The organism is Microbulbifer regidiadema (SeqCode) (assembly GCF_052466995.1).
The window spans coordinates 4139955-4159831 of record NZ_CP174297.1 but is presented as its reverse complement, the minus strand read 5'-3'; the positions used below and the strand labels follow the sequence as shown (position 1 = coordinate 4159831).

At 54.9% G+C, this 19877-nt stretch carries 14 protein-coding genes; 13 read left to right on the top strand and 1 reads right to left on the bottom strand.

All coding sequences use genetic code 11. From position 1 onward, the window contains the following. The first annotated feature begins 119 nt into the window (after positions 1-119). Both ACJJIK_RS18165 and ACJJIK_RS18160 read left to right on the top strand, forming a co-directional pair. Positions 120-2183 (top strand): M13 family metallopeptidase, encoded by a 2064-nt coding sequence (locus tag ACJJIK_RS18165; RefSeq protein ID WP_444929645.1) that lies wholly within the window; start codon positions 120-122, stop codon positions 2181-2183. A gap of 158 nt (positions 2184-2341) precedes the next feature. Next, complete coding sequence (locus tag ACJJIK_RS18160) at positions 2342-4228, top strand: MFS transporter (RefSeq protein WP_444929644.1); 1887 nt, start codon at positions 2342-2344, stop codon at positions 4226-4228. A gap of 514 nt (positions 4229-4742) precedes the next feature. On the opposite strand, the gene ACJJIK_RS18155 is transcribed toward ACJJIK_RS18160, so the two are convergent. Then, positions 4743-6674 carry a cytochrome c/FTR1 family iron permease gene (locus ACJJIK_RS18155; protein ID WP_444943489.1) on the bottom strand — a complete coding sequence of 644 codons (1932 nt, stop codon included), beginning with the start codon at positions 6672-6674 and terminating at the stop codon, positions 4743-4745. Positions 6675-7112: 438 nt separating this feature from the next. On the opposite strand from ACJJIK_RS18155, the gene ACJJIK_RS18150 reads away from it, so the two are divergent. The 11 genes from ACJJIK_RS18150 (at position 7113) to ACJJIK_RS18100 (ending at position 19819) form a co-directional block, all read left to right on the top strand. Continuing rightward, positions 7113-7592 (top strand): glutathione peroxidase, encoded by a 480-nt coding sequence (locus ACJJIK_RS18150; protein WP_444929642.1) that lies wholly within the window; start codon positions 7113-7115, stop codon positions 7590-7592. Beyond that, on the top strand, positions 7592-8071 hold the full coding sequence (locus ACJJIK_RS18145; protein ID WP_444929641.1) for a MarR family winged helix-turn-helix transcriptional regulator: 480 nt from the start codon (positions 7592-7594) through the stop codon (positions 8069-8071). The genes ACJJIK_RS18150 and ACJJIK_RS18145 overlap by 1 nt, the downstream gene beginning before the upstream one ends. A 402-nt stretch (positions 8072-8473) precedes the next feature. After that, on the top strand, positions 8474-10009 hold the full coding sequence (locus ACJJIK_RS18140; RefSeq protein ID WP_444929640.1) for a 2-isopropylmalate synthase: 1536 nt from the start codon (positions 8474-8476) through the stop codon (positions 10007-10009). Continuing rightward, a complete protein-coding gene (locus ACJJIK_RS18135) occupies positions 10010-10798 on the top strand; it encodes a hypothetical protein (protein WP_444943488.1) in 789 nt (262 codons plus the stop codon). Next, on the top strand, positions 10795-11271 hold the full coding sequence (rimI, locus tag ACJJIK_RS18130; RefSeq protein WP_444943487.1) for a ribosomal protein S18-alanine N-acetyltransferase: 477 nt from the start codon (positions 10795-10797) through the stop codon (positions 11269-11271). The genes ACJJIK_RS18135 and rimI overlap by 4 nt, the downstream gene beginning before the upstream one ends. Positions 11272-11391: 120 nt before the next feature. Beyond that, entirely contained in the window at positions 11392-12774 is a 1383-nt protein-coding gene (locus ACJJIK_RS18125) for an MATE family efflux transporter (protein ID WP_444943486.1), read from the top strand. Between the two features lie 198 nt (positions 12775-12972). Next, positions 12973-14310, top strand: a complete 1338-nt coding sequence (locus ACJJIK_RS18120; protein ID WP_444943485.1) for a YHYH protein — start codon at positions 12973-12975, stop codon at positions 14308-14310. A gap of 252 nt (positions 14311-14562) precedes the next feature. Further along, positions 14563-15873, top strand: coding sequence for a YHYH protein (locus tag ACJJIK_RS18115; protein WP_444945083.1), 1311 nt, complete (start codon positions 14563-14565; stop codon positions 15871-15873). Between the two features lie 406 nt (positions 15874-16279). After that, a complete protein-coding gene (locus tag ACJJIK_RS18110; RefSeq protein WP_444943484.1) occupies positions 16280-17635 on the top strand; it encodes a YHYH protein in 1356 nt (451 codons plus the stop codon). Between the two features lie 30 nt (positions 17636-17665). Next, the gene (locus tag ACJJIK_RS18105; protein ID WP_444943483.1) at positions 17666-19237 is read left to right on the top strand and encodes a YHYH protein; all 1572 of its coding nucleotides are present in this window, start codon (positions 17666-17668) and stop codon (positions 19235-19237) included. A gap of 30 nt (positions 19238-19267) precedes the next feature. Further along, on the top strand, positions 19268-19819 hold the full coding sequence (locus ACJJIK_RS18100; protein ID WP_444929633.1) for a hypothetical protein: 552 nt from the start codon (positions 19268-19270) through the stop codon (positions 19817-19819). Positions 19820-19877 lie beyond the last annotated feature (58 nt).

The window sequence follows — 19877 nt, the reverse complement described above, 5'->3', positions numbered from 1 at the left end:
GCGGGGCTTTCGCTCCGCTCGTCCCAACGCACCTCCCCCCCGGCTAAACGCAGCCCGCTTGCCCCCACTCGCTCCCTGCTCTTAGTATGCTCTGCGGATATTCAGCCAAAAGAGCAAAGATGAAAAAGTTACTATTACCACTCGCTATTGCCACTGCCCTGGCCGCAGCCCAGGCCCCCCTGCTTGCCGTGGCTCACGATCACGCCAGCGCCAGTCAAGCTTCCGCAGAGCAGGTGCAGCTTTCCTCGGGGATTGACCTGAACGCCATGGATACCAGTGTGCGCCCGCAGGATGATTTCTTTGCTTATGTCAACGGCACCTGGCTGAAAAATACCGAGATCCCAGCGGACAAGTCTCGCTGGGGCGGCTTCTCCATCCTGCAAGATCAAAGTACCGAGCAGGTAAAAGCGTTGATTATGGAGGCCAGCCAAGGGGCCAAAGGCGCCGATGCCAAACAGATTGGCGATCTCTACAACAGCTTTATGAATAAGGCGCTGATCGAGAAAAAAGGCCTCTCCGCCGTTTCCGCTGAACTCGCCAAGGTCGATGCCATTAAGAACCGCAAGGATCTGACCGATTTCTTCGCCTACGCGGATATTGCCGGCTACGATGTGCCATTTGGCGGAAGCATCTGGCAGGATCTCAAGCAGGTAGAAAATTATATGACCTTCCTGTGGCAAGCAGGACTGGGGCTCCCCGACCGCGATTACTACTTCGAGGACACGGAAAAGAGCCAAAAACTTCGCACAGCCTATATTACCTATCTGACCGACCTGCAAAACCTGGCGGGACTCAAAGGGGCTGACGACTTTGCCAACAAAATTTTCAAGCTCGAAAAAAGCCTGGCCAAACATCATCGCAGCCGTGTCGATAACCGGGACCCAGAAAAGTACTACAACAAGAAAACTGTTGCGGAACTAAAAGAGCTGATGCCCGCTGTAGACTGGGACAGCTACCTGGCCAAAGCCCAACTGAAAAAGGCGGACAGCTTTATTGTCGGCCAGCCTGAGTACCTGGAGGCCGCCAACGGAATTATTGCCAATACTGAACTGGCAACCTGGAAGCGCTACCTGAAAATCAAAGTGCTCAACGCGATGGCGCCCTATATGCATGACGAAATCGCACAACTGCGTTTCGACTTCTACGGCACCACCATTAATGGCATCGAACAAATGGAACCCCGCTGGAAGCGCGGTGTGGAGTTCGTCAACGGTTCTGTCGGTGAGCTGGTCGGCAAGCGCTACGTCGAAAAGCACTTCCCACCGGAAGCTAAAGAGCGCATGGTCGTATTGGTCGACAATCTCAAGGCCGCTTACCGCGACTCTATCGAGTCCCTCGAGTGGATGGGAGAGGAAACCAAAAAACAAGCGCTGTTTAAGCTCAACAACTTCTCCACCAAAATCGGCTACCCAGACAAGTGGCGCGACTACAGCGAACTGAGCGTAAGAGCCGATGATCTGGTCGGCAACGTACTGGCAGCCCATTTGTTTGAGGCCTCCTACGATCGCAATAAACTGGGCAAGCCCATTGATCGCGGCGAGTGGGGGATGAGCCCACAAACGGTAAATGCCTACTACAACCCGGCCATGAACGAAATCGTGTTCCCCGCCGCTATTTTGCAACCGCCATTCTTCAATATGAAGGCGGACGACGCGGTTAACTACGGTGGTATCGGCGGAGTGATCGGCCACGAAATCGGCCACGGATTCGACGACAAGGGCAGCAAGTTTGATGGCCGCGGCTACCTCAACAATTGGTGGACAGACTCCGACCGTAACAATTTTGAGCAGCTGACCAGTAAACTGGTCTCCCAGTACAACGCCTACGAGCCACTCGAAGACGAGCATATCAATGGCGAACTTACCCTCGGCGAAAATATCGGCGACCTATCTGGCCTCGGTATTGCCTACAAGGCTTACAAAATGTCCCTTAATGGTACCGAGGCACCAGTCATTGATGGCTTTAGCGGCGATCAGCGGGTATTTATGGGCTGGGCGCAAGTATGGCGCAGTAAAATACGCGACAAAACCCTCAGCAGCCGCCTAAAAGTGGACAGTCACTCACCGGCAGAGTACCGGGTACAAGGTGTTCTGCCGAATATTGATGCCTTCTACGACGCTTTCGATATTCAGGAAGGCGACGGTATGTACCTGCCCGAAGAAGAGCGCGTAAAAGTCTGGTAAACAGACACCGCCCCTGGCCGCAAGTGTGGCCAGGGGCTCCTCTCCTTTCCCCCGCACTTTCCCCGCCCGCCGCACAGGCGTACCAGCCACAACTGGGGATACCTCGAATACCCACTATGGCTTACCATTGGCTCTCTTACATAAGAAGAGAGTTGCCAATGGCTAACCAGTCTCAGTTTCATCTTCTCGCCAGTCGCCGTTTTTTACCCTTCTTCTGCACCCAATACCTAGGCGCTCTGAACGACAATGTGTATAAAAATGCCCTCGCGGTGATGATTGCCTTTCGCCTGGCGGAAAGCGAGGCAAACGCCTTAATCAACCTAGCCGCCGGCCTATTTATTCTGCCCTTTTTTCTATTTTCCGCATCTGCCGGCCAAATCGCAGACAAATACGATAAGGCACGGCTGATACGCTGGATAAAATTGGGGGAAATTGGAGTGGGCTGCCTGGCGGTCGTCGCGCTCTACAGTGGCAGTACCGCCCTCTGTCTGGCGATACTCTTTCTCCTCGGTGTCCAGTCTGCTTTTTTTGGTCCGGTAAAATACGCAATCCTCCCCCAACACTTAAAACGCAATGAGCTGGTTGGCGGTAATGCGCTGGTAGAAATGGGGACATTTGTCGCTATTTTGACCGGCACCATTGCCGGTAATCTTCTCGCTGGCCTCACCAACCAGAGCAGCCAGGGAATATTTTATTTGAGTTTAGCCATTATGCTGCTGGCAACTCTCGGCTACATTGCCAGCCGCGCGATTCCCTCAGCACCGGCCCCAGACCCCAATTTAAAAATCAACCCCAACCCCATTACCCAAACTAGAAAAGTCCTTCGCGCCAGTTCGGCAACGCCCTCTATTTTCTACTCCATTATTGGTATCTCCTGGTTTTGGCTGATGGGCTCCGCCTATTTAACCCAGATTCCCAGTTTCACCGTCAATGTCATAGGCGGCAGTGAATCGGTAATTACCCTGCTACTTTGCACATTTACGATTGGAATTGCCCTTGGCTCGCTGATCTGTGAGCGCCTGTCGGGTGGGGTTATTGAGTTGGGACTGGTGCCGGTTGGCGCTGCGGGTTTAACCATTAGCGGCCTGACCCTCGGCATCAGCGCTGGCAATCTGCCTATGCTCCACGAAGCGAGTTTTATCGTCTTCTTAAATACCGAGGGGACCTATACTTTCCTGAGTAGCTTAGTATTGCTCGGTGTCTTTGGCGGCCTCTATATTGTGCCCCTCTACAGTATGATTCAGGACCGCTCCGATCCGACAATTCGCGCACAAATCATTTCTGTCAACAATATCTTAAACGCCCTGTTTATGGTGATTTCCGCCCTGCTTGGAATTCTATTCCTGAATATACTGGGCGCTACCATACCGCAGTTCTTTCTTGTTATTGCCCTGATGAATGCAGCGGTGGCCGTTTTTGTATTTACAAAAGTACCCGAATTCGCCATGCGTTTTTTAATCTGGGCCCTTTCCCACACCCTGTACCGGGTCAAGCACCAGGGGCTGGAACAGATTCCCACAGAGGGGCCCGCCCTAATCGCATGTAACCACGTCAGTTATGTCGATGCGCTGCTACTCGCCGGGGCTGTGCGCCGCCCTATCCGCTTTATTATGTACAAGCCCATCTACGAAATTCCAATTCTGCACTTTGTTTTTAAAACCGGCCGGGCAATTCCCATCTGCTCAAAACACAAAGACCCGGAGGGCTATGAGCAGGCTTTTAAAACTATCGAAGAGGGACTGGCAGCCGGCGACCTTCTCTGTATATTTCCCGAGGGCCAATTGACCCAAGATGGAGAGCTGCAACCCTTTAAGGCGGGCATAGAAAAAATCCTGGAGAAAACTCCGGTCCCGGTTATTCCCATGGCCCTCCAGGGCCTCTGGGGAAGTTTTTTCAGCCATAAAGACGGCCACGCCTTTACTACATTGCCCAGGCGTTTTTGGTCGCGGGTCAGTGTCGTTGCCGGCAGACCTGTCGAGGCCGCGAGCGCCAAAGCAGAAGCCCTATATCGCCAGGTACTGGGCTTGCGCGGGGAGAGGCGCTAGCAACCTTTTTCTCAGTAGACAAAGATAGGTGCCTACTTCACTGGTAGGCACCTATTACTGAGCCAGAATGTTTTGCACTCGCCACAGGCTATCCCCCCAAAAAAACAACCCCCATGCCCTATTGCAAAGGCATTGAGCGATTCCCCCTTCTGAAGGTTGTGCACTCCTAGCTGTCGGTTACTCTAAACCGTTAACGCCACTGATTATTAGTGGGGTAACGCCAGATACAGCCCGCTAAAGAAAAGCACATTGCCATTTGTAATGGCCGAGGCCAATCGGCAGCTTCTGTCTATTTTGCGAGAAGAGCTTGCGGAGCCAGTATCGATCAAGGCTGCGCTAAGCCGTGGGCGAAATCTAAAAACAATAGTGCAGGTTGGCGCTCCAATAGCGCTTGCAGAAATATCTCCAGAGCGATTATTCGATCAGCTGAAGAGCGCTTAATTGAGTGGGCGTAAAACAGAAGGGGCAGATAATTGAAAAAGGGTACCCACAGATTGTGGGTACCCGAGGCTAATTAAGCCGATTTTATCGGGGTTGAGCCCGAGCTGCGGCCCTTCAGCAGCAGCCACAGAGCGACAGCCAGTACCGCACCCTGAACGCCAACACCCTGCCAGGTCGGGTAAATACCCAGCAGATCGAAGCTGAGGTTGACCGGCAGCGGGGAAATGGCAACCCAAGCCGCTTCCTGTAGTGCGGCAACGGCCTTACCGGCAAGAATGATGGACAGCGCCAGCAGCAAGTAAGTGGTCATCGCGAAGAACTTGCCAATAGGCAGGCGCGCGGAGAAGCGCACAAAAGCAGTTCCCAGGGCGACTAACAACACTGCACCGGCGGCGAGGCCACCCCATAGGGCGCCGTACTCACTGGGAGCGGTCTGCACTAACAGCGCTTGATAGAACAGGATCGTTTCAAAGATCTCCCGGTACACGGCGATAAAGGCCAAGCCGGCAATACCCCACAGGGCACCGCTGCTGAGGCTGCGGTTGACGCTGTTATGGATATATTGCTGCCACTGATCGGCCTGGGTCTTGCTGTGCATCCAGAAGCCGACATAGAACAATACTACCGCAGCGAGCAGCGCTGCGACGCCTTCCATAACTTCACGGCTGGCGCCACTAATGGAAATCAGGCTCTGCGCGACAACCCAAGTCACAACACCGGCAACTGCGGCGCTTATCCAACCGAAATGAACAAACTTCAGAGCGTCGCGGCGACCGGTCTTAACCAGAATAGTGGTCAGGGCAATAACAACCAACAGCGCCTCAAGCCCCTCGCGCAGGAGGATCACCAGGCTGGCGAGGAACAGAGCACCCGCAGAGAGACTCGTCTCCTGCATCAACAATTCTGCGCGATCCAACTGCTCGAGAATTCTCTGTACCTGAACCTTGACTTGCTCGGGATCACTCTCCGCATTCAACTGGCTGCGCAGGCCCAGGAGCTCTCGCTCAGTGGCTTTACGCAGATCCGCATCGAGAGAGTCCAGGGAGCTCTCTGCCAACTCAAAGCCGTCCAGGTAGGCACTGATAGCCAGAGTGCGAGACTGATCGTAGTTGCCCTCCTGATAGGCCTGTAGCGATTTCTTCAGTTGCGCCCGCGCCGTCTCAATCGGCTGGACTCCCAGATCCTGAGCACTGCGGAAGAGGGGACTCGGGTCCGCGCGCAGAGAGGCAATCGCCGCCGCAGACAGCTCTGGACGATCCTGTTGCAGTACATTGGGGCTGTACATCACGATATCCTGCAAGCTCGGCTTAGCGCCTTCGCCCTTGCTCTCTTCCCCCTGGAAGGCCAGGCCGCCCACATAAAATGCCAGGGACCAACGCTGCTGCTCGTTCAGATTTTTGAACGCGGTCATTGCCGTGCCATCGATACCGTTGCTGATCGCATCGTAAAGGCCCAGCAGGGAGCGGTTCTCAGCGCGCTCCAACTCGTGGAAGTTGGTCGGCGCCGGCTCCAGCTGGGCTGCCAGTGGTCCATCGCCTTTACCTTCAATCCCGTGACAGGTCACACACTGCGCCTGGTAGATAGCGCGGCTCTCGTCTAGGCTCAGCAGCGCTGTGGGTAGGGACAGTGCGGGGGCAATCGACAGCAGCCCCTGGCGCAATTTGGCCGTGTGTGCCTGTACCTCGGCAACACTGGCCTTGCGCAGAATCGCAGCCTGCAAGGCATCCGCTTCGGCGCGGATCACCTGTGCGGCGGGGGAGTCCGGCAGCTGGGCGCCGCGATCGATCAGCACCTCGGCGAACTCTTGCATCTCCGCGAACTCATCCTCACTGATGACCTCCCCATCCGCCACCGCTTCCGGGTAATCTACGCCGATATACTCCGCCATCTGCATCAATTGGCGCAATTCCTGCTCCGATAGACCTGAGGGCTGGGCTTGGACGGATAGTACCGTGATGGCCAATATCGCCAATAGCAGGCGGGCCAAATGTAAGGTGGAGCGCATGAAGAGTCCTTTACTGATTCGTGCAAAAGGTTTTTATCAATTGGTACATAATATAATTGATAATTATTCTCACAATAAGACCTGCAAAAGAACTAAGGAGCCTCTGAATAACTCCGTAATGCCTCTGCGGGTCTTGAAGGCTACAGATGTTAGGCGCAGCTCGCCGCGAATGGCCATCGCCCTTTGCAAGGGCTGCAACGCAGCAGCTGTGGCCTTCAAGGCCCGCCCTTCGGGGCTTGCAGAGCGATTCACACTCCGCGTTGCGACTTCTTGAAAGGTCTAGACATTCCTGCAAAGCCGCGCCTTGATTGTGAACCGCTCTGCATGCCAGAGGTATCACGGAGTTATTCAGAGGCTCCCTAACCCTTAATAAAGTTATTGCAAAGTGCATTGCGCACAATTAAATTGTACACAATACAAACCTGTGAGGACCTCTCAATGACCGATCTCTACAGCATCCCGGTACAAACTGCCGATGGACAGACCAGCTCCCTCGCCGAGTACAAAGACAAGGTGGTACTTGTCGTCAACACCGCCAGTAAATGTGGTTTCACCAAGCAATACGCCGGCCTGGAAGAGCTGTATAAGAAATACAAAGATCGCGGATTCGCCGTCCTGGGCTTTCCCTGCAACCAATTTGGCAAACAGGAGCCCGGCAGCGATGAAGAGATTCAGACGTTTTGTGAACTGAATTTCGGCGTCAGCTTTCCCGTCTACGCCAAACTGGATGTCAATGGCGATCAAGCCCACCCCCTGTTTGTCGAACTCAAGAAGCGCGCACCGGGCCTGTTGGGCACCGAGGGGATCAAGTGGAATTTCACCAAATTCCTGATCGGCAAGAATGGCGACAATATAAAACGCTACGCGCCAAAGGACACACCGGCATCCCTGGAAGCCGAGATCGAGCAGCTGCTCTGATGGTTGTCTGTGACGGTGATGCCGATGAGTTAGCCCTGAACCGACAGCTGTGTTTTGCCCTCTATGCCGCATCGCGGGCCATGACCCGCGCCTACCAACCCATGCTGAAGGACCTGGGCATTACCTATCCGCAGTATCTGGTTTTAATGGTGCTGTGGGAGTGGGCCAGCGCCAAAGCCCCCGCAGAGGAAGCGCACAGTGTCAGCGCACTGGGACAGAGGCTGATGCTGGATTCCGGCACCCTGACCCCACTGCTCAAGCGCATGGAGCAAAACGCTCTGGTGCAACGCCGTCGCAGCAGTTTGGACGAGCGCATCACCCTGATCACCGCCACCGAGGCAGGCCTAGCCCTCAAGCCGAGGGCCAGGGCGTGGGTGACATCGCAGTTAGACAACAGCCGTATCAGCCGCAGCGAAGTAGAGCAGCTGCGTGGCGACCTGTGGCAATTTCTGCATAAATTGACCGACAGCGCCCCTTAAAGGGCCTCAAAAAGCCCCGCAGATCGGGCCCCACTGGTAGATCCAGTGGGGCAACTTAATAAATTGAGGATAAAAACCCACAAAAAAGCAAAGCAGGGAACAACTTATAACAAATAAATAAAATAAAACGACAAAATTAGGATGCGTATTGACCTGAAGATTATTTCCATTTCATAATGCCCTGAATCCGACCCAATGCGGAAATCGTTGTATATGAAGACTCCATTGATCACCCAGCGCCAGTCTTTTCTCTCCCTAGCTTTCTCGCTACGACTGCCCTTGCGCGGCATATAATTTTTCTCCCCCCACCCCCAACAGAATTCCAAACTTTATTTGAGCGGTGCGTAGACAGCGGCAAGTCCCCCTGTTTAGCCTCAAAGCAAATAAGGAGAACAAACGAAAATGAGCACTAAAAAAGATAAATTAGTCATTTTTGATACGACTCTGCGCGATGGCGAGCAGAGCCCCGGCGCCTCTATGACGAGAGAGGAAAAGATTCGTATTGCCCGCATGCTCGAGAGGATGCGAGTCGATGTCATTGAGGCCGGGTTCGCAATTGCCAGCCCCGGGGACTTCGAGTCGGTCAAGGCCGTCGCAGAAGCCGTTACCGAATCGCGGGTTTGCAGCCTCGCCCGAGCGGTCAATGCCGATATCGTGCGCGCCGGTGAAGCCCTGAAAAACGCCAACGCCTCCCGTATCCACACGTTTATCGCCACCTCCCCCATCCATATGAAGTACAAGCTGCAAATGGAGCCGGAGGCTGTATTGCAGCAGGCCGTGAAAGCGGTGCAAACAGCGCGCAACTTTACCGACGATGTGGAGTTCTCCCTCGAAGATGGCAGCCGCTCCGAGCCGGAGTTTATGTACCGCATTATCGAAGCGGTTATCGCGGCAGGGGCCGGCACTATCAATATTCCCGACACGGTTGGCTACGGGGAGCCGGATGAGTATGGAGCCATGTTCCGCCGGGTTATCGAGAACGTACCCAACTCCGACCGGGCCATCTTTTCGACCCACTGCCACAACGACCTGGGCCTCGCTGTCGCCAACTCCCTGTCGGCGGTGATGAATGGTGTGCGCCAGGTGGAGTGCACCATCAACGGCCTGGGAGAGCGCGCCGGCAATGCCTCCCTGGAGGAAATCGCGATGGCGGTACAAACCCGCCAGGACCTCTACCCAGTGGAAACCGGCCTGGATACCCGTCATATCGTGCCCACATCGAGAATGGTGTCGTCGATTACCGGCTTCCCGGTGCAGCCCAACAAGGCCATTGTCGGCGCCAACGCCTTTGCCCACGAGTCCGGTATTCACCAGGACGGCGTGTTGAAACACCGCGAGACCTACGAAATTATGCGCGCAGAGGATGTCGGCTGGGGTCAAAATCGCCTGGTACTGGGCAAGCACTCCGGTCGCGCCGCCGTCCGCGCCCGCTACGATGAACTCGGGGTGGACTTCGCCAGCGCAGAGGAATTCCAGCAGGTATTTGCCCGCTTTAAAGACCTGGCCGACAAGAAGCACGAAATCTTTGACGAGGACCTGCACTCCCTGATCAGTGGTGGCGAATCCCCCATCGATCGATTCCAGCTGAGCGACCTGGATGTGCGCACCAAGATCGGCTCGGCCCCCCAGGCCTTTGTCAGCCTCACGGTCGACGGGGAGCCCCGGCAGACCGAAGCCAGCGGCGGCGGACCGGTAGACGCCACCTTTAAAGCCATTGAGCAACTGGTTAACAGCGGTGCCGACTTAAAACTCTATTCCGTCAATGCGGTCACCCAGGGCACAGACTCCCAGGGGTCCGTGACCGTGCGCCTGGAGAAGGATGGTCGCCTGGTCAATGGGGTGGGGGCAGATACCGATATCCTGATTGCCTCAGCACAAGCCTACATGGATGCGTTAAACTTGCTCGCCAGCAGTGAGAGTAAAAAACAGGGCGTATAAGTGAACGAGCTTCAGCGAGCGGAATATTTATCAGTACTTGGGGTGCCGAGCTATGTGCCCCGATTTGTATTACCGCTCGCCCCCAGTCCTCGCCAGGCCGAGCTGCCCCCCGCCGAAGAGGCCGCTGGGGCGCAGCCGGCGCTATCGGCAAGTGGATTGAGCGGCAACCCGCTGCCCCACTCGGCAGAGCAGATAATTGCCCCGGTGCTACAGAGCCCGGAGCGCAACCCGCGCGTACTCGATGAAATAAGCGCTCTCACCAACGAAACAAAACTGCCGCAGGAAGCGCCCAGCGCAGCCCCAGTTGCGCTGGCCCCTCCCCGGCAAAGCGTCAAACCGTTCGTCTTGAACTGCTGGCGTATCGGCGAAGAACTCCTGGCTGTGGACAGCCACGAGCCCGGTGCCGCCCTCCCCCTGGAGGCCCTGTTCAACAATATGCTCCGCGCCCTACAGTGGCACCAGCGCCCGCGCCAGCAGGAGCGCTTACAGTGGCCTTTAACCGAAAACCGTTTTGGCCCGGCAGAGGATGCCTCCCAGGCCCGCGATACCTTCTCCAGTTGGCTGGAGGCCTCTTACACGCGCATGCCGGTAAAATCCATCTGGCTTATGGGCCGTGAGGCGCAGGACTTTTGCAGCCCGGTTCCCCTGGAAAATCCGCTTGTCGACTGGCAGGGGGCCCGCTTAATAAGTATGCCCAGCCTGTCCCAGCTGCTGCGGGAACCGGCACTCAAACGCCCCCTGTGGCAACAGCTGCGCAGCTATTACCCAACCGATACCCGCGCTGAATGAGCGAGTTAAAGCGCACCGGGCTACAGTTGCGCGCCGCCACGGCCCGCGACTGCGCACCCCTGGCCCAGCTGGCAGCGAGCGCCCACAGCCACCCCTGGAGCGAAGCCCAGTACCAACAGAGCCTCAGCGCCGGCCACCACTGCTGGGTGCTGCTCGATAGCGATAAGGTAATTGCCTGCTGCGTCGTCAGTCGCCTGTTTGATGAAGCGGAAATTTTGGATATCGCCGTATCCCCAGAGCGGCGCCGGCAGGGGCTCGCCGGGGCCCTGCTGAAGGCAGTAAGCGCAGAGCTGCCCGCTGAAGTTGAGCGGCTGCTACTCGAAGTGCGGGTCTCCAATCGGCCCGCGCGCGCCCTCTATCACAAGTGGGGTTTCTCTGAGGACGGGATACGCAAAAACTATTACCCCGCAGGCAAGGGTGCGCGTGAGGACGCGGTACTCATGAGTCTCGCTCTGGATGACTCTCAGTCGTAGAATAGAGTTATCAACCGGAATTCCCGCCTTACCCACAAGGCTTTCATAGCGCGAGCAATCGACGCCTGCGGCGCTGATCCCGATTTCCCAACCCGCCCGTTGGACTGACAAGAGTTTTACATGTCTCTATCAAAAAGCAGCCCCTCACTGCTGGAAGGTTCCGTATCCAGTCATTTACAAAGACTGGCGCTACCCATGGTCTGGGGCATCCTCGCGGCCATGTCCTTTAATATCATCGATACCTATTTTGTCTCCCAACTGGGGGATGGGCCCCTGGCGGCGATGAGCTTTACCTTTCCCGTGGTGATGGCCATTAACAGCTTTGCCATTGGCCTGGGTGCGGGCACCTCTTCTGCCGTGGCCCGGGTATACGGCGCCGGCGATATCGCGAGTGTGCGCCGCCTGGTCACCGATGCCTCACTGCTGGCACTGCTGATTGCAGTGGCAATTACCGCCATAGGCCTGGCCACTATGGGCCCCCTGTTCGAGCTGCTCGGTGCCGGTCCCGATATACTGCCGCTTATCGCCGACTATATGATCCCCTGGTATCTGGGCACCATTTTTGTCATTGTGCCGACCGTCGCTCTCGCCGCCTTGCGCGCCATTGGCAACAGCGCTGTCACCGGGCGGATTATGGTGGCGGTCGCCCTGCTCAACCTGATATTGGACCCTATTTTAATTTTTGGGTTATTCGGTTTTCCCCGGCTGGAGCTACAGGGCGCGGCCATCGCTACGATTGCGGTGCGCGCCTTGAGTTTTGCCGCCGCATTCTATTTCATCATTAAAAAAGAACACCTGATGACCGCCCCGCAGTGGCAACTGAGCGGCCTGATCGCCTCCTGGCGCAAAGTCCTGGCCGTCGGCCTTCCGGCAGTACTGACCAATGTAATTATTCCGATTTCGGGCGGGGTGGTGGTTGCACTCGTTGCGGTGCACGGCGAGGATGCCGTTGCCGGCCTGGGGGTCGCGCTGCGGGTAGAGCCCCTGGCGTTGATTGTATTTTACGCGCTCTCCTCCGTTGTCGGTCCCTTTATGGGACAGAATGCCGGAGCCAACAAATCCGAGCGCCTGCGGGAAACCGTGGGGGTATTGGCGAGATTCTGTCTGGTATTTGGCGCCGGGCTGGCCGTGCTGCTCTATTTTGTGGCAGAGCCCATTGTGAGCCTGTTCAGTGACTCCCCTGAGGTTCTCGCCGTGGCGATTGCCTACCTCACCCTGGTGCCCTTCAGCTACGCCGGATACGGCTTTGTCATGTCGGCCAATGCGGCCTTCAATGGGCTGGGCAAACCGCTGCCCGCAACTGTTATTTCCTTCCTGCGCGTGCTCGGTCTCTATTTGCCCCTGGCCTGGATTGGCAACAGCTTGTGGGGTATGACCGGTCTATTTGTCGCCACCGCCGCATCCAATTTAATTCTCGGCGCCATTTCATGGTGGTGGCTGCGCCGCGATACCCATCAGCGCATCGCAGAGGCCGCTGCCAGCCCCAAACTCTCAACCAACTGATCTCTCCGTGGGCCGAGCCATTTTAGGCTCGGCCCATATCCGCCGCACTATCCAGAGCGCAATAAAAAGGCGTTCAATCCCTTAACCGCTCCACCCATCCCCGCCCATAATTTAAACAGTCGCCAAACCCCGGCAGACATTCCCCCAGGCAGCCCAGCCCAGCCTTCTCTATTACCGAGAAATATGGATGGTAATTCGATGAAGTCCCACAAGATTGATCCCCTGCAAACCCGCGCCCAATTGCTAAGTGCGCTGACAATACTTCTGCTGTGCGGCCCTTTAACCGGCTGTATCAACGACGACGACAACGACGATTCAGGCCCCGTTTTTTTTGATGACAACGTCGGCGACGATGACGATGACGACGACGACGACGACGACGACGACGATGATTACAGCCCCTGGTTACTGAACACCGATGGTGAACGCTCCCTCTATATCTACGAAAACAATAGTAATCAGCGGGTCCTGGTCAACGTACAAAGTGTCGAAACAGCCACTGTCGACGGCAAGGTATACACCCGGGTTACCGCCACCGGCGTCCCCAATTATGAGACTGAAATTACCGCCTCCCTTTACGACGAGCTGATCAGCCGACCCAATGTGAACAGCGATTTCATCTCCGGCAGGCCCAGTGTGCAAATTGGCGATATCGTAAGTTTTGGCCAGGATATCGGCTATAACAGCAACCCAATCAGCTGCCAAGTCGGTGCGGGCTTTGGCTACTGGCCCCCCGGGCCCGTCACCTGCGCGGAAGACGCCGCCCACGAAGGTTATTTTCCCACAGAGCCCGAACCTGCGACCGAGGCCTGTGAGAGCGGACTGGGAGCACAGGGCTATTGGGTTAACGGCGCCGCTATTTACCAGTGGAGCGACGGGATATCCGTCGATAACATCTGGCACACCCTGGCACCTCTGGCCGAAACCTACGATGTCGATATTTGCAGTGGACATGCCGCGAACGGAGAGTATCACCACCACTCTTACAGCAGTTGCCTGGCGGATTTAGTCGGGGATACTGGCGATAGCCACTCCCCCATCTACGGGTTTACGGCCGATGGCTACGCTATTTACGGCCCCTGGGAAGCCGATGGTGTCCTGGCCAAAAGCAGCTGGGTCACCCGCAACTACGACGACCCCCTCTCCAATACCGGCTGCGGTATTGCCGGCCAGCGCACCTGTCTGCTGATCGATGAATACAATGTCGGTCTCGGTGTTACCCCTGCCAGCAATATCGGCCCCACAACCAGCGATACTTACACCTCTGGATCTGGCAACGAGTTTGAGACTACGACAGGCTTTTTCTACGAGGATTACTACTGGGATGAGACCCTGAGCGCACAAGGTGGCGAGTACCTAGATCAGTTCAATGGGCACACCGATAATGAAAGAGGCTATCACTACCACCTGACTGCCATCCAGAACAGTAGCGGGAAATTGACCTCGGCCTTCCCATTTGTATTTGGTCCGCGCTTTGCCGGCCAGCTGGATGACCAAACGATTGTCAACCAATGCTCAACCACTTTTGATTTCTAACTTATCGCAAATTGGGCGAGGGGGGGCACCATACACCACCCACATAGCGGCGGGTGTATGGTATCAATCTCGAAATACTGCCTCCCCACCCCGCTCACAACACCCGCTAAAACACAACAAAAGGAATTCAGCGCCTTAACAGGCCTTGTGCACATTGCCTCCCACTTTTGCCGATAGCTTCACCTATCTCCAAACCCCGGCAGGCAGCATGGCCGCCCTCTTCTCTTACTGCGAAACATGGATGGTGATTTGATGAAGTTTCAGGAGATACCCCACTCACACCCCCCTTCCCGATTAATCAGCGCACTGACAATATTGCTCACCTTTACCCCTTTAGCGGGCTGTGACAATGGCGACTCAGACACGCCCCCCTCTGATAGCGATGGGGACACCGGCACTCCCTGGATAATCAACAGCGGCGATGAACGCGCGCCCTATATCTACGAAAGCAATAGCAATGAGCAGGTTCTGGTCAACGTACAAAGCATCGAAACGGTGACTGTCGACGGCAAGGACTACACCCATGTCACTGCGAGCGGCATCCCGGATTATGAAGTTGAGATTACCGCCTTCCTGTACGACGAGCTGATCGGCCGGCCCAAAGCGGCCAGCGACTTTGCCTCCGGCAGCCCCACAGTACAAATTGGCGATATCGTGAGTTTTGGCCAGGATATCGGCTATCGCAGCAACCCCGATACCTGCTACAGCGAAGCGGGGCTTGGATTCTGGCCCCCCGGGCCCGTCTGTCCGGAAAACGTTTCCCACAGCGGCTACTTGCCCACGGAACCAGAGGCGTCGGAAGAGTCCTGCGAGAGCGGGCTCGGACCACAGGGCTATTGGGTCAACGGCACCTCGATCTACCAGTGGAGCGACGGGCAATCTGTCGATGGCACCTGGCACACCCTGGCCCCCGTCGCTGAGAGGTACGATGTTGATATCTGCGGAGGGCACGCGGCGCGGGGAGACTACCACCACCACTTCTACAGTGATTGCCTGGCAGACCTGGTAGGGGATACTGGCAATAGCCACTCCCCCATCTATGGATTTACGGCCGATGGCTACCCTGTTTACGGCCCCTGGGAAGATGCGGGAGTAGTGGCAAAAAGTAGCTGGGTTACTAGAGATTACGACGACGCCAGCTCTGCTAGCGGTTGCGGTGTCGCCGGTGAGCGCAGCTGCTTACTGGTCGATGAATACGACTTATCACAGGGCACCATATCGATCGCCGAACCGGGCCCGAGTACCAGCGATGATTTCACTTCACTATCGGGCAATCTCTTCCAAGCCAGCAGTGGGTTTTTCTATGAGGATTTCTACTGGGACTCGAATTTGACCGCTCAGGGCGGTGCCTACCTGGATCAATACAATGGGCACAGCGACGATGAGCGGGGCTATCACTATCACCTAACGGTGGAATTAAACAGTGAGGGCCAGCTGATCCCGTCATTCCCCTACACCTTTGGGCCGCGCTTTTACGGCAAGCTCGACGATCAGACAATCGTGAATGTGTGTGCAGGTTCGGTGGGTGAGGGTTTCCCCCCCGGTCCACCACCACCGATGTAGCGCACTCGGGAAATCATCGTTTACAACACTTCACGCCGGCCTGGAATGGATTAATATTTTCAGGCTGGCAAATCAAGAAGAATAAATTCCTAAAAACCACCCCTGAAATTGTAAAATTTCAGGGGCACAGATCCCCCTTTAATAGGGCCGAGTCCGTCGGGCAAAATACTTCTCGCCAGAACAGCGTTCTGCCTAGCAGCCAAATAAAAACAAACAACCGCTAAAAAGCAGCTAAATAATCAATCTTTTTGACTAAAAAAATCAGTCTTGTGACCTCAAGCACAAAGTCAATATAAAAGTGCGAGCAAATTTATCGCGGGTCAGATCAGCCCAGTATTTATCCACATTATCTCCACTTTTATACGCTAATTTCTGGCTCGTTCCCCTCTTAAATTCACGGTGTGATATGAAGCTAACGGAAATCTTTGACACGGACCGGCAGTCCATTTTGCCTTATGCAATATCTCTGGTACTGCTATCCGGTGCACTACAGGCGTGTGGTGGAGGCGGCAGCTCTTCATCTGACTCATCAGACACGGAAACTGAGGACACCAGTGACGACTCGGGCTCCAGTAGCGATGACGATTCATCAGATGATAGCGACAGCTCAGACTCCAGCACCGATAGTGGAGTTTGGATTCTCAACACGGATGATGAACGCGCGCCCTATATTTACGAAAGTAACAGCAATGAACAAGTGCAGGTCAATGTGCAGAGCGTTGAATCTGAAACTGTCGACGGTAAAGAATACACCGTGGTATCTGCGAGCGGCATTCCAAATTACACCATCGAAATTACACAAACGGTTCTCGATGCACTGCTGGAACGCCCCAAAGCCTCCTCGGATTTTTTAACTGGCAGCCCCTATGTGAGCGTTGGCGATATTGTCAGTTTTGGACAGGATATTGGTTATCGCAGTAATTCCTCATGTGGTAGCGAAGCCGGCTATGGCTTCTGGCCACCGGGGCCCGTTTGTCCTGAAAATGTCTCCCATGTCGGTTATTTTCCCGTTGAACCTGAACCCGCAACTGATAGCTGTGAAAGTACTTTAGGGGTACAGGGTTACTGGGTAAATGGCACCTCTATTTATCAGTGGGGTGATGGCATGAGTGTCGATAATACCTGGCATACCCTCGCCCCCCTCGCCGAAGTTTACGATGTCGATATTTGCGGTGGCCATGCGGCCAACGGCGATTATCACCACCATTTTTATAGTGAGTGTCTCGCAGAAATGGTTGGCGATATTGGTGACGAGCACTCGCCCATTTACGGCTATACCGCCGATGGCTATGCCATTTATGGCCCCTGGGAAAGTGAGGGGGAATTGGCAGAAAGCAGTTGGGCAATTCGCGATTACGACGACGCCTCATCGGAAAGTGGCTGTGGTGTTGCCGGTGAGCGCAGCTGTGTATTTGTCGATGAATACGATATTTCCCAAGGAATGGAAACTACTTCCAGTACCGGCCCAAGCACTACAGATTCCTACACCTCGCCCTCGGGCAATGAATTTGAAACCAGCGCTGGCTTTTTCTACGAAGATTATTATTGGGATGAAGAACTTACAGCCCAGGGAGGAGTCTATTTAGATCAGTACAATGGCCATTCAGATGATGAGCGAGGATATCATTATCACCTTACGGTCACTGTCGATAGCGATGGACAATTAATCCCCGCATTCCCCTTCACTTTTGGACCGCGCTTTTACGGACAATTAGATGATCAAACGGTTGTCAACCGTTGCTCAACAACTATAGGGCGGTGACCAATAAAGATAAAATGAGGTAACTTTCTCGTGAAAATTAACAGGTACTTTCTTGCCGGCTCAATAGCCTGGCTAACGGCAGCCAGTGCTGTCGCTCAACCCAATCCCAACTCGGGGTTTAGCAACAACCAACCTTCGGTTAGGGAAGTACCTGTTCGCAACAACAACGGAGGAAGTTGGCAGAACAACAACTCAACAAATTCACAAAACACTACAAATAACTCGACAAATAACTCGACAAATAACCCGACAAATAACCCGACAAATCCCGCAACCGATACCACTGAGGAGCAAAACTCAGCAACCGCGACTACCGATGAGACAAACAATCCGTCGGCAAACAGTGAAGACACTGCCACTGAAGCGAATACAGGCAGCAGCACAAATAATTCCAGTAATTCTGACAGCGGGGAAAATAACCCCAGCAATTCTGGCGGCGGGGAAGATTTAGAAAGTGCCGCTCCCGGCACAACCTGGATTGTCAACTCAACGGGCGAACGCGCCCCCTATATTTACGAAAGCAACAGTAACCAGCAAGTTCTGGTCAATGTGCAAGAGGTTGAGTCTGTAACTCTTGCCGGAAAAGAATATACCCGTATCTCCGCTAGCGGCATCCCCGATTATCAAATTGAGATAACCCAGGAAATATTAACCGCACTGATCAGCCGCCCCAAAGCCTCGACAGATTTTGTCAATGGCTACCCCCAGGTACAGACCGGCGAGGTTGTCAGCTTTGGTCAGGACATTGGTTATCGCAGTAATTCCAGCTGTGGCTCCGAGGCGGGTTATGGCTTCTGGCCCCCCGGTCCCGTCTGCCCGGAAAACGTCTCCCATGTAGGCTATATCCCGGCTGAGCCCGAGGCATCCACAGAAACTTGTGAAACCACCCTCGGGGTACAGGGTTACTGGGTGAACGGTACCTCTATCTACCAGTGGGGCGACGGACAGTCTGTCAATAACACCTGGCACACCCTGGCGCCCATGGCAGAAGTTTACGATGTCGACATTTGTGGCGGCCATGCAGCCAACGGCGATTACCACCACCACTTTTACAGTAGTTGCCTGGCGGAAATTGCCGGCGACACTGCCGATGGTCACTCGCCTATCTACGGCTACACCGCCGATGGCTACGCAATTTATGGGCCCTGGGAGGACACCGGCGTGTTGGCCAAAAGCAGCTGGGCAATCCGCGACTACGACAACCCCCGTTCAGAAACCGGCTGTGGTATTGCCGGCCAGCGCAACTGTCTGTTAGTCGATGAGTACAATGTCGATCGCGGCGTTACCACTACTAACAACATAGGCCCCGCAACCAGCGGCAGCTACACCTCTCTATCTGGCAACCAGTTTGACACTCCGGCAGGTTTTTTCTACGAGGATTACTACTGGGATGCAAACCTGAGCGCACGGGGTGGCGAATACCTGGATCAGTTCAATGGGCACACCGATAGCGAGAGAGGCTATCACTATCACCTGACGGTAACCGAAGACAGTAGCGGCCAATTGACTCCAGCGTTCCCGTTCACATTTGGACCGCGCTTTGCCGGAAAATTGGATGGGCAAACGATTGTCAATCGCTGTACAACCACCGTTGGCGGCTAATTCATAGACAAACTTGGGAGTGAGAATTCAATGAACATGCACAGGTTCTTTATCGCCGGAGTTTTCGCCGGTATTGTTTCAGCTGCGATGGCCGCACAGGCGGCACAGCCAAATCCCCATGCGGGCCACAACGGCGATCAACACCCGGTGATAGAGATCCCCGTGCATATTGCCGCTCCCAGGATCGAACTGGATATAAGCCGCGACAATATGTCCGGCTATAACCTGCATATTGACTACGACCGCTTTGAGCTGGAATCCCCTCGCTTTGCCAATGACGACTCTGAACAGTTCCTGGAGGGACACGCCCACCTCTATATCAATGGGGAGAAGATCCAGCGACTTTATGGCCCGGATTTACATATTCCTGGAAAATGGCTAAAGCCCGGCTTTAACCAGGTCACGGTGACCCTCAATGCCCACGATCACAGCACCTGGAGTCGCGGTGGCAAGCGGATATTGGCAACGTTATTTTTGCAGCAGGATAAAAAAGAATTGGTACTCCACCGCTTTTCAACCTCACCTATCAAGGGGAGCAAAGAAGTTGCCAAAGTTAGCGTCCCAAACCGCCAGTTAAAATAGTGCAACCCTCGGAGAGAGCCTTTGAGCTTATATCGGGAAGAAATTATTGCTGACCGGA

Coding starts and splice junctions, on each gene's coding strand:
- ACJJIK_RS18125 (WP_444943486.1), top strand. CDS start 11,392: ATGTCTCTATCAAAAAGCAGCCCCTCACTGCTGGAAGGTTCCGTATCC.
- ACJJIK_RS18110 (WP_444943484.1), top strand. CDS start 16,280: ATGAAGCTAACGGAAATCTTTGACACGGACCGGCAGTCCATTTTGCCT.
- ACJJIK_RS18165 (WP_444929645.1), top strand. CDS start 120: ATGAAAAAGTTACTATTACCACTCGCTATTGCCACTGCCCTGGCCGCA.
- ACJJIK_RS18120 (WP_444943485.1), top strand. CDS start 12,973: ATGAAGTCCCACAAGATTGATCCCCTGCAAACCCGCGCCCAATTGCTA.
- ACJJIK_RS18155 (WP_444943489.1), bottom strand. CDS start 6,674: ATGCGCTCCACCTTACATTTGGCCCGCCTGCTATTGGCGATATTGGCC.
- ACJJIK_RS18100 (WP_444929633.1), top strand. CDS start 19,268: ATGAACATGCACAGGTTCTTTATCGCCGGAGTTTTCGCCGGTATTGTT.
- rimI (WP_444943487.1), top strand. CDS start 10,795: ATGAGCGAGTTAAAGCGCACCGGGCTACAGTTGCGCGCCGCCACGGCC.
- ACJJIK_RS18160 (WP_444929644.1), top strand. CDS start 2,342: ATGGCTAACCAGTCTCAGTTTCATCTTCTCGCCAGTCGCCGTTTTTTA.
- ACJJIK_RS18115 (WP_444945083.1), top strand. CDS start 14,563: ATGAAGTTTCAGGAGATACCCCACTCACACCCCCCTTCCCGATTAATC.
- ACJJIK_RS18150 (WP_444929642.1), top strand. CDS start 7,113: ATGACCGATCTCTACAGCATCCCGGTACAAACTGCCGATGGACAGACC.
- ACJJIK_RS18145 (WP_444929641.1), top strand. CDS start 7,592: ATGGTTGTCTGTGACGGTGATGCCGATGAGTTAGCCCTGAACCGACAG.
- ACJJIK_RS18140 (WP_444929640.1), top strand. CDS start 8,474: ATGAGCACTAAAAAAGATAAATTAGTCATTTTTGATACGACTCTGCGC.